This is a genomic window from Rhodococcus sp. MALMAid1271, from assembly GCF_049195265.1.
Taxonomy (GTDB): domain Bacteria; phylum Actinomycetota; class Actinomycetes; order Mycobacteriales; family Mycobacteriaceae; genus Rhodococcoides.
The window spans coordinates 110181-123812 of sequence record NZ_JBMIRQ010000097.1; the positions used below are offsets into that span (position 1 = coordinate 110181).

The 13632-nt window shown below is 66.1% G+C and carries 14 protein-coding genes; 5 read left to right on the forward strand and 9 right to left on the reverse strand.

Annotation, left to right across the window (positions count from 1 at the left end; translation table 11 throughout):
* Genes modA through ACOQFP_RS15130 form a run of 3 tightly spaced genes read left to right on the forward strand, consistent with a single transcriptional unit; the run spans window position 1 to window position 2707 of the window.
* On the forward strand, window positions 1–792 hold the full coding sequence (modA, locus tag ACOQFP_RS15120; RefSeq protein WP_421584776.1) for a molybdate ABC transporter substrate-binding protein: 792 nt from the start codon (window positions 1–3) through the stop codon (window positions 790–792).
* Window positions 789–1616 (forward strand): ABC transporter permease, encoded by an 828-nt coding sequence (locus tag ACOQFP_RS15125; protein WP_421584777.1) that lies wholly within the window; start codon window positions 789–791, stop codon window positions 1614–1616. Before modA ends, ACOQFP_RS15125 begins: the two co-directional genes overlap by 4 nt.
* Window positions 1613–2707 carry a sulfate/molybdate ABC transporter ATP-binding protein gene (locus tag ACOQFP_RS15130; RefSeq protein ID WP_421584778.1) on the forward strand — a complete coding sequence of 365 codons (1095 nt, stop codon included), beginning with the start codon at window positions 1613–1615 and terminating at the stop codon, window positions 2705–2707. The genes ACOQFP_RS15125 and ACOQFP_RS15130 overlap by 4 nt, the downstream gene beginning before the upstream one ends.
* Window positions 2708–2730: 23 nt before the next feature.
* Here ACOQFP_RS15130 and ACOQFP_RS15135 read toward each other — a convergent pair whose 3' ends face one another.
* The 8 genes from ACOQFP_RS15135 to rimP form a co-directional block, all read right to left on the reverse strand.
* Window positions 2731–4056, reverse strand: a complete 1326-nt coding sequence (locus ACOQFP_RS15135) for an MATE family efflux transporter (RefSeq protein WP_341244007.1) — start codon at window positions 4054–4056, stop codon at window positions 2731–2733.
* Complete coding sequence (locus tag ACOQFP_RS15140) at window positions 4053–5048, reverse strand: DHH family phosphoesterase (RefSeq protein WP_421584779.1); 996 nt, start codon at window positions 5046–5048, stop codon at window positions 4053–4055. The genes ACOQFP_RS15135 and ACOQFP_RS15140 overlap by 4 nt, the downstream gene beginning before the upstream one ends.
* A gap of 1 nt (window position 5049) precedes the next feature.
* Window positions 5050–5538, reverse strand: a complete 489-nt coding sequence (rbfA, locus tag ACOQFP_RS15145; protein WP_421584862.1) for a 30S ribosome-binding factor RbfA — start codon at window positions 5536–5538, stop codon at window positions 5050–5052.
* Window positions 5539–5624: 86 nt separating this feature from the next.
* Window positions 5625–5915, reverse strand: coding sequence for a DUF503 domain-containing protein (locus ACOQFP_RS15150; protein WP_206490488.1), 291 nt, complete (start codon window positions 5913–5915; stop codon window positions 5625–5627).
* 154 nt (window positions 5916–6069) lie between these two features.
* A complete protein-coding gene (gene infB / locus ACOQFP_RS15155; protein ID WP_421584780.1) occupies window positions 6070–8934 on the reverse strand; it encodes a translation initiation factor IF-2 in 2865 nt (954 codons plus the stop codon).
* Between the two features lie 97 nt (window positions 8935–9031).
* The gene (locus ACOQFP_RS15160; RefSeq protein WP_206490486.1) at window positions 9032–9364 is read right to left on the reverse strand and encodes a YlxR family protein; all 333 of its coding nucleotides are present in this window, start codon (window positions 9362–9364) and stop codon (window positions 9032–9034) included.
* A gap of 96 nt (window positions 9365–9460) precedes the next feature.
* A complete protein-coding gene (nusA, locus tag ACOQFP_RS15165; RefSeq protein ID WP_206490484.1) occupies window positions 9461–10468 on the reverse strand; it encodes a transcription termination factor NusA in 1008 nt (335 codons plus the stop codon).
* The gene (rimP, locus tag ACOQFP_RS15170; protein WP_421584781.1) at window positions 10465–11043 is read right to left on the reverse strand and encodes a ribosome maturation factor RimP; all 579 of its coding nucleotides are present in this window, start codon (window positions 11041–11043) and stop codon (window positions 10465–10467) included. The genes nusA and rimP overlap by 4 nt, the downstream gene beginning before the upstream one ends.
* A gap of 184 nt (window positions 11044–11227) precedes the next feature.
* Between rimP and ACOQFP_RS15175 the strand changes: the two genes are divergently transcribed.
* Complete coding sequence (locus tag ACOQFP_RS15175) at window positions 11228–11743, forward strand: hypothetical protein (RefSeq protein ID WP_421584782.1); 516 nt, start codon at window positions 11228–11230, stop codon at window positions 11741–11743.
* Window positions 11740–12180, forward strand: a complete 441-nt coding sequence (locus tag ACOQFP_RS15180; protein WP_421584783.1) for a ferritin-like domain-containing protein — start codon at window positions 11740–11742, stop codon at window positions 12178–12180. The genes ACOQFP_RS15175 and ACOQFP_RS15180 overlap by 4 nt, the downstream gene beginning before the upstream one ends.
* Here ACOQFP_RS15180 and ACOQFP_RS15185 read toward each other — a convergent pair.
* On the reverse strand, window positions 12143–13597 hold the full coding sequence (locus ACOQFP_RS15185; protein WP_341244003.1) for an MFS transporter: 1455 nt from the start codon (window positions 13595–13597) through the stop codon (window positions 12143–12145). The two genes, ACOQFP_RS15180 and ACOQFP_RS15185, sit on opposite strands and share 38 nt — an antisense overlap.
* Between the last annotated feature and the right edge of the window lie 35 nt (window positions 13598–13632).

The following is a 13632-nucleotide window of genomic DNA, read 5'->3' on the forward strand; positions in this document are numbered from 1 at the left end:
GTGAAAGCCACGAAGCCGGCCTGCATCACCCTGATCGCGGCAGCTGTGCTGCTGGCCGGGTGCAGTTCCGCCACCGGTTCGTCGGCGGCGGATTCTGCCCCGCCCGATGGCGGCGTCGGCGGCAAGATCACCGTGTTCGCGGCGGCCTCGCTGCGCGCACCGTTCACCGATATCGGTGCGCGCTTTCAGTCCCGACACCCGGACACCACCGTCGATTTCAGCTTCGCCGGTTCCTCCGATCTGGCCGCTCAACTGATTGCAGGCGCACCCGCAGACGTCTTCGCGTCGGCCGATACAAACAACATGACCAAAATCGTCGACGCAGACCTGGTTGCGGGCGAACCCGCCGACTTCGCCGCCAACACCCTGACCATCGTCACCGCACCGGGAAACCCGAAGAACATCACCTCGTTCGCAGATCTGGCGAATCCCGCGGTCCTGACGGTGATCTGCGCGCCGCAGGTACCGTGCGGGGCGGCCGCCGCGTCCGTCGAGGCCGCAACCGGCACCGACATACCGGCGGTGAGCGAGGAATCCTCGGTCACCGATGTGCTCGGTAAAGTCACCTCGGGCCAAGCAGACGCCGGGCTCGTCTACATCACCGATGCCTCCGGCGCAGGTGACGCCGTGACAGCGATACCGCTCGCAGAATCGAGCGAGGCTGTCAACACCTACCCGATCGCGACGTTGCGCGCCTCCGACAACGACGACACCGCTCGCGCATTCACCGAGTTCGTCACCGGCCCCGTCGGGCGAGACGTACTTGCCGGTGCAGGCTTCGCGGCACCGTGACCGTGCAGACACCCGACGTGCGGCCGCGTCCGCGCCGCGCGGGGCCGGTCGGGGTGCCGCTGTGGATTTTCGTTCCCGCGGCGGTCGGTGCGCTCGTCGTCGTGGCACCGCTGGCCGCGATGTTCACTCGAATCGAATGGTCGAACTTCTTCGGACTCGTCTCCTCGGACTCGGCGGTTGCGGCGCTGATCCTGAGTCTGAAGACGGCATCCGCCAGCACGGTCCTGTGCGTGCTGTTGGGTGTGCCCATGGCAATCGTGCTCTCGCGCAGCACGATCGGCGGGCTGTCGATCCTTCGATCCTTGGTCGTGCTGCCACTTGTTCTACCTCCGGTGGTCGGCGGAATCGCGTTGCTCTACACCTTCGGGCGACAGGGACTGCTGGGCGAACATCTCGAAGCGTTCGGAATTCGCATCGCGTTCACCACCTCCGCCGTCGTGTTGGCGCAGGTATTCGTGTCCTTGCCGTTCCTCGTGGTCAGCGTCGAGGGCGCGCTGCGCACCGCCGGCAGTCGCTACGATGTGGTCGCAGCGACTCTGGGGGCCACCCCGACAACCGTTCTACGTCGCGTCACCATTCCATTGATACTTCCGGGGTTGATGTCCGGCACAGTGCTCGCCTTCGCACGATCTTTGGGTGAATTCGGAGCCACCTTGACGTTCGCCGGTTCGCTCGAGGGCGTGACCAGAACACTCCCGCTGGAAATCTATCTGCAGCGTGAGACCGATCCGGATGCCGCAGTGGCGTTGTCACTGCTGTTGATTCTCGTCGCCGCACTCGTCGTCGTCACCGTACGCGGCACTCGATCCTCGGGCACGCTGTGAACTCGCTGCACGTACGTGCCAGCCTGAGAGTCCGCGGCATCGATCTCGAACTCGACGTCGACAAGGGCGAGACGGTCGCAATCCTCGGCCCCAACGGGGCCGGCAAATCGACACTGCTGCAACTGGTGTCGGGTTCGCTGACCCCGGACGACGGAATCGTCCGACTCGGGTCGGAGATGTTGACCGAGACCTCGGCGAGAACGTTCGTCCCGATTCACGCCCGAGGCGTTGCCACTCTCGCCCAGGACGCGCTGCTGTTTCCGCACATGGACGCACGCACCAACGTGGCCTTCGCGCCGCGGAGCACCGGGGCGAACCGAGCAACCGCGAACGCCGTGGCCGATCGGTGGCTGGACGCCGTCGAAGCATCACACCTGGCCGGTCGGCGTCCGGCTCAGCTGTCCGGTGGTCAGGCCCAACGTGTGGCGATTGCGCGTGCCCTTGCTGCGGATCCTCGACTGCTTCTGCTCGACGAACCGCTCGCGGCCCTGGATGTCGAAACCGCACCGGCCGTTCGGCGGGTGCTGCGGACGGTTCTGCGCGACAGCGGCTGCACGACGCTGATCGTCACCCACGATCTGCTCGATGTGGTCGCACTCGCCGATTCCGTCGCCGTGATCGACGGCGGACGCGTGGTAGAGCGCGGCTCGGTGGCCGAGGTACTCACCGCTCCCCGAAGCGAGTTCGGTGCCCGCATTGCCGGAGTGAACCTGATCTCGGGCCGCGCCGTCGATGCCGATGACACGACGAAGCTGACCACCACCTGGGGTATGACGGTTCACGGTTCGGACCGGTACGCCACCGGGACGCCACTGGTAGCAGTGTTCTCCCCCGCCGCGGTCTCGGTGCATCTCACGGCACCGCACGCCAGCCCCCGCAACGTATTCGAGGTCGTGATCGAAGAATTGGAAGTCCAGGGATCGGGCATTCGCGTCCGCTCTCGCTCCCATCCCGACGGCTCACCCGGGATGGCCGCCGACATCACCCCCGCAGCCGTCGCGGATCTGGGGCTCGAGCCGGGACGCACCGTGTTCTTCGTGGTGAAGAGCCACGAGGTGGCATTGCACCCCGCGCTGCCCTCGCGACCGTGATCGGCGGTCACTGCAGTTGTCGGTCACTGCAATTGTCGGTCACTGCCGATCACGAGCCACTTGCCGGACAGCACTCTGCCCACGACCGCGAGCATGCGCAAGCCGACGAAGACACCCAGGCCGATCCAGATCCCCACCAGGCCCCAATCGAAGACCAGAGCCGACCAGATGAACGGCAGGAAGCCGGCGAGGGCGCAGGCCATCGTCGCGTTCCGCAGGAAAGCCGCGTCACCACTGCCGAGCAGAACACCGTCCAACGCGAACACCACACCTGCAACAGGGATGATCGCCACGAAGATCCACCAGATCGCATGCATCTGATCGACAACCGAGGCATCGCTGGTGAACAGACCGGGGACGAACGACCGACCGAGGGCGAACAGGGCGGCGAGAACGATGGCGAATACCGTCGACCACACCGTCAGACGCCAGGCCAGAGCGCGCGCGTCCTCGGTCCTACCGGCACCCAACGCGGCCCCCACCAGGGTTTGCGCGGCAATGGCCAGCGAATCGAGCGTCAGCGACACCAGGTTCCACATGTGCAGTACCACCTGGTTGGCGGCGACCGATGCTGCCCCGAACCTCGACGCGACCGCGGCAGCCGAGAGGAAGCACGCCTGGAACGCAAGGCTGCGCACGATGAGGTCACGGCCGAGCACCAGCTGTGCCCGCATCACCGTCCACCGTGGACGTAATGCGGTGCCTTCTCGGACGACCGCTACGACGAACAGCACGCCCGCGACACCCTGGCCGATCACATTCGCCACAGCCGATCCCACGAGCCCGAGCCGCGGAAACCCGAGCACGCCGTGCACGAGGAGCGGGCACAGTACGGCCGACACACCGAAGCCGAGCACGACGAATCGGAGCGGCGACACGGTGTTCTGAACCCCGCGCATCCATCCGTTTCCGGCCAGCGAGATCAAGATGAACGGCACCCCGAGCAGAGCCACCCGCAGCCACGCGATCGCCTCGACGGCGATGTCGCCGCCTCCGGTGAGCATCGACACCACGGGCTCCGCGGCCAATTGGGCCACGATCACGATGGCCGTTCCGATGGCGACGGCCAACCAGGTTGCCTGCACGCCTTCGCCCACGGCATCGCGTTCACGTCCGGCACCGTGCATGCGCGCCGCCCGCGCTGTCGTGCCGTACGACAGAAACGTCAGTTGCGTACTGACTTGCGCCAGCACGAGGCCACCGATCGCCAGTCCGGCCAGCGCCAACGCGCCGAGTCGGCCCACCACCGCGGCATCGAACAGCAAGTACAGGGGCTCGGCGGCGAGGACGCCCAATGAGGGCAGCGACAGCCCGAGGATTCGTCGAGCGGTGACGGGGGTGGAGCTCACGACGACGACAAGGCCTTGCACAGAGCGTCGATCACGTCGTCGAGCTGACCCGTCGCGGTGTAGCCCGCTGCGTTGCGGTGACCGCCTCCGCCGAGCGTGTAGGCCACTGCCGACACGTCGACCTTGGTCTTCGAGCGCAGCGAGACCACCCACACCGAAGTGAAGTCCTGCTGCTTCAACACGGCGGCGACTTCGGCTTCCGAGGTGGTGCGCACGATGTCGATCACACTCTCGATCTCCTCGGACCGGAGCCCGGCCGCATCCTCGCTACGGATGACGGCGTAGACCAATCCGCCACCGTCGGCCGCATCGGGTAGCAGGGCCGCCGAACCCAGCACGTTTCCGAGCATCGGCAGCCAGTTGAAGGGGTGGGTATCGAGGAGCGTGCGCGCGATGCGTGCGCCGTCGATACCCGTCGCCAGCAGTCTCTCAGCCAACAGGTGTGAACCCGGCCGAACCCAGCGGAACGATCCGGTGTCGGTGACCAGACCTGCATAGAGTAGGTGCGCCAGATCGGCATCGATCTCCACACCCCACCGATCGAACAGATTCGCGATCACTGCCGTGGTGGATTCTGCCGACGCGACGACCATGTTGACCGTTCCGAAGCGGGTGTTGCTGCGGTGATGATCGATGACGAGGCTCGCCGACGCGGTATCGAGTCGGTCGGCGAGCGAGCCCAACCGATCTCGGCTTCCGGCGTCGACCGTGACCACGAGATCGACGGCCTCGGCCACGTCGTGGGCGCCGACCAGCAGGTGACGACTCGGCATGTCGTCCATCGATTGGGGCAGGGACGATGGTGCGGCGAAGGCAACTTGCACCCGCACGCCGCGCCGTTCGAGGGCAGTACCGAGCGCCAGGCCGCTGCCGATGGTGTCGGCGTCGGGCTGGACGTGGCACAGAACCGTCACCGAGGACGCGCGTTCGAGCATCTCGATCGCGCGCGCAACCTCGACGGGCTCGGCCAGTGCCCGCGAATCATCCGACATGTCAGTCGGCTTCGGCAGGCTCGACGGCCTCTGTATCGTCCCGGCCCGCGAGTGCTTCCTCGCGCGGGGCCTTGTACGGATCGGCGTCCCCGGCCGGAGTGGCGTTCGCACGCGCGCGGGCCAGCTCCTCGTCGGCCACGCGCGCACGCTCGAGGAGTTCTTCCATGTGACGGGCCGTATCGGGGACTGTGTCGGTCACGAACGTCAAAGTCGGGGTGAACCGCACGCCCGTCCCGGCACCGACCTTCGAGCGCAGCACACCCTTCGCTTTCTCCAGGCCTGCCGCCGCGCCCTGTAGGTCGGGCGGAGTCTCGAGGTCCTTGCCCATGACGGTGTAGTACACCGTTGCGTCGTGCAGGTCGGCGGTCACCTTGGTGTCGGTGATCGTGACGAAGGCCAGCCGTGGATCCTTGATCTCGTGATCGATCGCCGTCGCAACAATGGCGGCGATTCGCTTGGACAATTTACGAGCCCTGGCCTGATCCACCACGACAATCACACTCCTCTTTCATGGCCGAACGCCGATTCGATCCGACGTCCCGACGGTTGTGCACTTCACTCGGCCGATTTCGCGAATCAATCCTCGGGTCCGAAAATTCTCCGACGTACTGCCAACAGTTCCAGATCGTGTCTTTCGGCGACGTGCCGCTCGCACTCGTCCAGTTTGTCGTGCAGTAGATCTACATCCGTGCCTGCTGCGGCGACTCCGAGCAGTGACCGCCGGATTCGTTCTCGTTCACCGGTTTCGGCGGCCGACACTCCCAACTTGTGCAAGTCACCGAGAACCGGTTCCACCATCGACCGCTTCTCGGCGAGCGAACGCACGTCCCCCAACAACACGTCCAACTCCAGAGCACCCAGATACACGCTGACGTCCTTCGATCGGCTCCGACGACAAAACCGGTGGCGGTACAACTGTCGTACCGCCACCGGCTCGAAAGTCGGAGCGCAGTGTCACTCCCCTGGCTTCACCACCGAGCCGACGCGACCGGGAACGGAGCCTGACGACTCCGTCCACCAGCTAGTCGCGCGGCTTTTCACGGAGTTCGTACGCCTCGATGACATCGCCCACCTTGATGTCGGAGTACGTCACCGTCAAACCACACTCGTATCCCTCGCGAACCTCGACCACGTCGTCCTTCTCGCGGCGAAGCGAGGAGATGGTGACGGTCTCGGCAACGACCGAACTGTCACGGAGCAGACGCGCCTTGGCGTTGCGACGGATCGTACCGGAGGTGACGAGGCAACCGGCGATGTTTCCGACCTTGGAGGAGCGGAACAGCGCGCGGATCTCGGCCTGGCCCAGTGCGACCTCTTCGTAGATCGGCTTGAGCATGCCCTTGAGGGCCTTCTCGATCTCGTCGATGGCCTGGTAGATCACCGAGTAGTACCGAATGTCGACGCCCTCGCGGTTGGCGAGTTCGGTTGCCTTGCCCTCGGCTCGAACGTTGAAACCGATGATGATCGCGTTGGACGCCGACGCCAGGTTGACGTTGGTCTCCGTCACGCCACCGACACCGCGGTCGATGACCCGCAGTTCGACTTCGTCACCGATTGCAATGCCGAGCAATGCCTCTTCGAGAGCCTCGACGGTTCCCGAGTTGTCGCCCTTGAGGATCAGGTTGAGCTGAGAAGTCTCCTTCAGAGCTGCATCGAGATCGTCGAGGCTGATGCGCTTGCGACTCTTCGCTGCGAGCGCGTTGCGCTTGCGGGCGTTGCGCCGGTCGGCGATCTGACGTGCGATGCGATCCTCGTCGACGACCAGGAGGTTGTCGCCTGCTCCGGGCACCGACGTGAAGCCGATGACCTGAACGGGCCTGGACGGCAGCGCCTCGGTGACGTCCTCGCCGTGCTCGTCGACCATGCGGCGGACGCGGCCGTATGCGTCGCCTGCCACGATCGAATCGCCGACACGGAGCGTTCCGCGAGCGATGAGCACGGTCGCAACCGGACCACGACCGCGGTCGAGGTGCGCCTCGATGGCGACACCCTGAGCCTCCATGTCCGGGTTGGCACGAAGATCGAGCGAGGCGTCGGCAGTCAGCAACACCGCTTCGAGCAGAGCCTCGATGTTGGTGCCCTGCTTGGCGGAGATGTCGACGAACATCGTCTCGCCGCCGTATTCCTCGGCGACCAGACCGTACTCGGTCAGCTGCTGCCGGATCTTGTCCGGATTCGCGCCTTCCTTGTCGATCTTGTTCACCGCGACCACGATCGGCACCTCTGCCGCCTGGGCGTGGTTGATCGCTTCCACCGTCTGCGGCATGACGCCGTCGTCCGCGGCGACCACCAGGATCGCGAGGTCGGTGGCCTTGGCACCGCGGGCACGCATGGCCGTGAAGGCCTCGTGACCGGGGGTGTCGATGAACGTCACGAGACGTTCGCTGCCCTCGAGCTCGGTCAGCACCTGGTACGCGCCGATGTGCTGCGTGATTCCGCCCGCCTCGCCTTCGCGCACCGTGGTGTTACGAATCGAGTCGAGCAGTCGCGTCTTACCGTGATCGACGTGGCCCATGACCGTGACCACGGGAGGACGCTGTTCGAGGTCTTCCTCGCCCCCTGCGTCCTCGCCGTAGGTGAGGTCGAACGAGTCGAGCAGTTCACGATCCTCGTCCTCGGGGCTGACGACCTGGACGACGTAGTTCATCTCGCCGCCGAGAAGCTCCAGCGTCTCGTCGTTGACCGATTGCGTCGCTGTGACCATCTCGCCGAGGTTGAACAGAGCCTGCACCAGAGCGGCCGGGTTCGCATCGATCTTGTCTGCGAAGTCCGACAGCGAAGCACCGCGGGCGAGACGAATGGTCTCACCGTTGCCGCGGGGCAGCCTGACGCCGCCGACTGCCGGAGCCTGCATACTCTCGTACTCGGCGCGTTTCGCCCGCTTCGACTTGCGGCCACGACGAACAGCACCGCCGGGACGACCGAAAGCACCTGCCGCTGCACCGCGCTGGCCGGGACGGCCACCGCCACCGGGACGGCCGCGGAAACCACCTGCGGGAGCGCCGCCTGCGGGAGCACCACCGGGAGCGCCGGGAGCGCCGCCACCGCGGTAGCCGCCGCCGCCCGGACGTCCGCCGGGTGCGCCTCCTGGACGACCTGGGCGTCCTGCTGCCGGGCCGGGGCGCGCCGAACGGGTCGGCATCGCACCTGGGTTGGGACGAGGCGGCATCGAGCCGGGACTCGGACGAGGTCCGGCCTGTCCTGGTGCCGGGCGGGGCCCACCCTGCCCGGGGGCCGGACGGCTACCGCCGGACGGTGCGGCAGGCCGAGGGCCTGCCTGTCCTGGAGCGGGGCGTCCGCCACCGGGACGCGGGGCACCGGGTGCCGGGCGGGGAGCCGGTCGCTCGACGGGAGCCGAGGAGTACGGGTTGTTGCCGACACGCGGGGCCTTGGGGCCGGGCTTCGGGCCGGGACCTGCGGGCTTGGGAGCTGCAGGAGCCGGTGCGGCGTCGCTGGCTGCAGCCGCAGCCGGAGCCTGTTCTGCCGGGGCCGCGGGCTGAGCTGCAGGCGCTGCCGGTGTTGCCGGAGCAGCGGGCGCTGCCGGAGTCGGCGTGGCCGGAGCAGCGGGCGCTGCCGGTGCCTGAGCTGCCGGCTCGGCCGGACGGGGTGCCGGTTTGGGGCCGGGACGGGGTCCGCCCGGTTTTGCAGCGCCTGGCTTCGCAGGGCTGCTGGCCGCGCGATCTGCCGCTGCGCGACCGTTGGGTGCTGCCGGCGCGTCCGCGTTCTCGGACGGGAAAGATTCGCGCAGTCGACGAGCCACCGGGGCCTCGACTGTCGATGATGCGGACTTGACGAACTCGCCCTGCTCTTTGAGCCGTGCGAGTAGTTCCTTACTGGTGACACCGAGTTCTTTTGCCAACTCGTGCACGCGGGCCTTGCCTGCCACTGCTCTCCTCACTGAGAGGCCGAGCGAGGCTTGGTGCCCGCACGACCTCGGGTTATCTCCGATGGACGTTCATCGTTGGTGCTTCACGGTGTGCTCATCAGTGCTGTTGCCTGTTCTTGTCGACGGGTGTTGCTCTTGTCGTGTTCTCGTTCTGCAGCCGTTCGTGCTCCACGAGCACGTCTGTCACCGCGGACGATTCCACATTTCCCGATATCCGAAACGCACGACCGAAAGCTCGGCGTCGCTCCGCATTGTGCAGGCACTCTCGGCTGTAGTGCAACCACGCACCACGGCCGGACATCGAATGCCGGACATCGGGGACGAGAGCGAATTCGTGCGAACCAGCTTCTCGAACCACGATCCTCAACAGATCGGTGGCAGGTACTCGCTCCCTGCACCCGACGCATGTACGAAGTGGCCGACTTTTCACAGCCGAATACTCATGTTCATGCCTCTGGGCGGAGAGGTCGTTACCGAACCAAAGACCACTCTACCGCTGTCTTGCCTCGAACTCCGCATTCCGGCCCTATGCGCTGGTCGTCTCGGGTGCCGCCGCATCGCTGCGGATATCGATACGCCAACCGGTCAATCGAGCCGCCAGTCGAGCGTTCTGCCCTTCCTTACCGATTGCCAGAGAAAGCTGATACTCCGGAACCACCACTCGCGCCGCACGAGCGGCCGCATCGACAACCGTCACAGACACAACCTTCGACGGCGAGAGTGCATTCCCGACGAACGTGGCGGGGTCCTCGTCGAAGTCGATGATGTCGATCTTCTCCCCGGCCAGTTCGCTCATCACGTTGCGCACCCGCTGGCCCATCGGTCCGATGCAGGCACCTTTGGCATTCAGACCAGCCACCGTGGACACCACTGCGATCTTCGACCGGTGCCCTGACTCCCGTGCCACCGCCACTATGTCCACCGAACCGTCTGCGATCTCGGGCACCTCGAGCGCGAACAGTTTGCGCACCAGATTCGGATGAGTGCGAGAGAGAGTGATCTGCGGGCCCCGATTTCCCCGGGCGACCCCGACGACGTAGCACTTGATGCGTTCTCCGTGCTCGTAGGTCTCACCCGGAACCTGCTCGGCGGGGGGCAACAGACCGTCGGCACCGTTGGCGTCACTGCCGATGCGCACGATCACCGTGCCCTTCGAGTTGGCCCGGGTATCGCGCTGGATCACACCGTTGACGATCTCACCCTCGTGTGTGGAGTACTCGCCGAAGGAGCGCTCGTGCTCGGCGTCACGCAGGCGCTGCAGAATGACCTGACGCGCGGTCGTGGCCGCGATGCGTCCGAACCCTTCCGGGGTGTCGTCCCACTCGGAGACGAGATTGCCGTCGGCGTCGAATTCCTTGGCCATGACCCGAACGGCCCCGGTCTTACGGTCGACGTCGATCCACGCGTTCGACTGATGCCCCTCGGTGTGTCGGTAGGCAGTGAGCAGCGCGGTCTGAATGGTGGAGATCACCATCTCGATCGGAATTCCCTTGTCCGCCTCGATCGCACGCAGTGCCGCAATGTCGATATTCACTTGTTGGACCCTTCTTCCGGTGCTTCCACATCCACGATCTCATCGGTGTTCGCGGGTGAAGGGCGGCTGCCCACAACCCCTCCCGCCAGGTCCATCTCCTCGGCACTCGGGCGCGAGAACTCCACCTGCACAACAGCTTTGACAATGTCAGAGAGTGACACCGCCCGGGTGGACAGCACTCCCTTCTGCTTGATCACCACGGTGACCGAGTCGCCGTCGAGTACCCCGACTCGACACTCGAATGCACCCCCATCGGCGAGTTCGACGCGCACCTTGCGGCCCCGGGCCCGACGCCAATGCCGCGCCTCGGTCAGCGGCCGGTCGATTCCGGGAGTGGTCACCTCCAAGGTGTACGGAGCTTCACCGAAATCGGTCACGGCATCGAACGCATCGGAGATCTCACGGCTCAGCTCCGGGAGCGCGTCGAGATCGACACCCTCCTCGCGATCGACCATCACCCGCACCGCGCTGTGTTTGCCGGCGGCGATGACGTTCACGTCTTCGAGGTCGTACCCTCGCTCACGAACGAGGTCGACGAGCAGTTCGACAACCCTCTCCTTCGACGGAACAGGCATGTCGGAAAACTCCTCGTGTGTAGTTGTGTGCGGTACGACGAACTGGCAGACCGGCTGCATCAGCCGAAGCTACAGCCTACCGCCCCACGGCCGATGCTCGTGACCACGCACAGCCGACGCTTTCGCGCGGGCGCGGCACGCGGGCACAGACCGCGGGGGCACAGGGGTCTGGCACGATGTCGTGGTGCCCACGCCGACCATCCCCTTCGCGCTCAGCCGCCGCGGGTTGTTCCGACTCGCCGGTGCCGCCGCCCTGTCCGCGGCCACCATGTCCACTACGGTCGCCTGCGGCCGCGAGGAGATCTCGGGCCCTGCGCTCGACTCGCTGACTGCGCAGGCGCGCGCCGCGCGCAGCGATGCCGCAGACGCCCTTGCCGCGTCGACCGCGATTGCCGACTATGCAACAGCACTCGAGATCGTGGCAGCGCAGCGCGCCGAACACGCCGATGCTCTCGATACCGAGATCGCCCGGGCCACCGGTGCACCTACCGACACCCCGACGACCGAGACCTCCGCCACGTCCACCACGACGACTGCCGCCGCACCTCCGCCGCCCGATATCGCCGCGGTGCGGGAAACGCTGACCGCCTCTGCTCGGAGTGCCGCGCAGGCGGCTCGAAACGAAAGCGGATATCGCGCTGGGCTTCTCGGTTCGATCAGCGCTGCGTGCTCGGTCTCGGCCTCGGTGGTCCTGGCATGAGCGATCTCGGTCCCGAGCAGCAAGGGCTGGTGGACGCCCTCGACGCCGAGTACGCCGCGGTGTTCGCCTACGGTGTCGTCGCCGCATTTTCCAACTCCTCGCGCGCCGAACTGGTGGCGTCGAACACCGCCGCGCACCGTGCGCGCCGCGATGCGACCATCGACGCGCTTCAGGCTGCGAGTGTTGCCGTACCGGAGCCCGCTGCGGCCTACGCAGCTCCGTTTCCGGTGACCGATGCCGTCTCGGCTGCTCGATTGGCTGTGCAGGCCGAGACCGACACGAGCGTCGCGTGGCGTTCACTGATCGAGCGCAGCCAGTCCGGTGCCACTCGCGAGATGGGAGTGCAGGCCCTGACCGAGTCCGCGGTTCGTCTCGCGACGTGGCAGCAGATCCTGGGCGTCACTCCATCGTCGACTGCATTTCCCGGTCAACCGTGACCGTCTGTGCCACAGCGGCGGTACGGCCCGGCATGAACAGTGCGGCCAGGATGCCGATCGCGACTACTCCGGCACCGACGAGTAGGGCCGGTGCCAAGGCATCGGTGTAGCCGGTGGGCGTCAGCGATCCACCGTTTCCGAGGAACACGGCGGTGAGCACAGCAATTCCGAGTGCGATACCCACTTCTCGCACAGTGGAGTTGGCACTGCTCGCCGTGGCGTGATCGTCGTCGTTCATATCTCGCAAGACCGCGGTCGCGGACGGTGCGAACGTCAGTCCCATTCCCACGCCGGCCATCAGCAGCGCCGGGACGATCGACCGGTAGCCGGTATCGGGACCCAGGATCAGCGCCATCCACACCAGCGACGCCGACTGCAGGGACAAGCCGCTGATCAGCAAGCCGCGCAGTCCGACGCGCTCGGCCAACAGACCCGCGATCGGAGCGACCACCATCGGCGCTGCAGTCCAGGGCAGCGTGCGTAGACCTGCCTCGAAGGGGGTGTAGTGCATGACGATCTGTAGGTATTGCGCGAGGAGAAACACTGCGCCGAACATGCCGAGCGAAAACGTGATCCCGATGACGTTGGCGACGGCGAAACTACGGGAGCGGAACAGCGCAAGCGGCAGCACCGAATATCGAATGCGTGCTGCGCGCGCGAGGAATGCCGCGAGCAATACTGCGGAACCGAGGAAGCTGGCCAGGACGGTGGCCGAGGCCCAGCCGTCGTCGTTTCCGTGAACGACAGCCCAGACCAGGAGGAATACTCCGGAGCCTGACAGCAGAACGCCGAGCAGATCGAGTGGCTGGACACGACCCGCCGATTCCTTCAGCGCGATGTATGCGAGCGGCATCGCGACCAGCGCCACCGGAACGTTGATCCAGAAGATCGCCTGCCAGGAGATTCCGTCCACGGCGGCACCACCGACCACGGGTCCCAATGCCACGCCGAGCCCGGAGACCCCGCCCCAGATCCCTATTGCCATGGCACGCTTGCGCACTGGCACCACTGCGGCGAGCAAGGTCAACGACAACGGCATGATGGCGGCGGCACCCATCCCCTGCACCGCCCGGGCCGCGATGAGCATTGCCGGGCTCGCAGCGAGAGCGCTGGCGACAGAGGCAGCGGTGAAGATCGCGATACCGCCGAGAAATACCGAGCGCCTGCCCCACCTGTCCCCGAGCGTTGCGGCCGTGAGCATGAAGGTGGCGAAGCTCAGCGTGTAGGCGTTGAGGAACCACTGCAGTTGGCCGACCGAGGCATTGAGGTCCTGCTGAATGACCGGAAGCGCGCTGGTCATCACCAGGTTGTCGAGCGTGGCCATGAACATCGGTATGGATGCTGCGGCAATTCCCAACCACACGGGAATCGATCGAGAGCTGGGTGGCAGTGCATGGGGAGTGGCTGTAGCGGTCATGGCGACCTTCCCGAATCAGGCTTGTAAGCATCGAA

Coding starts and splice junctions, on each gene's coding strand:
- ACOQFP_RS15140 (WP_421584779.1), bottom strand. CDS start 5,048: ATGTCGGATGATTCGCGGGCACTGGCCGAGCCCGTCGAGGTTGCGCGC.
- rimP (WP_421584781.1), bottom strand. CDS start 11,043: ATGCCTGTTCCGTCGAAGGAGAGGGTTGTCGAACTGCTCGTCGACCTC.
- ACOQFP_RS15180 (WP_421584783.1), top strand. CDS start 11,740: ATGAGCGATCTCGGTCCCGAGCAGCAAGGGCTGGTGGACGCCCTCGAC.
- ACOQFP_RS15185 (WP_341244003.1), bottom strand. CDS start 13,597: ATGACCGCTACAGCCACTCCCCATGCACTGCCACCCAGCTCTCGATCG.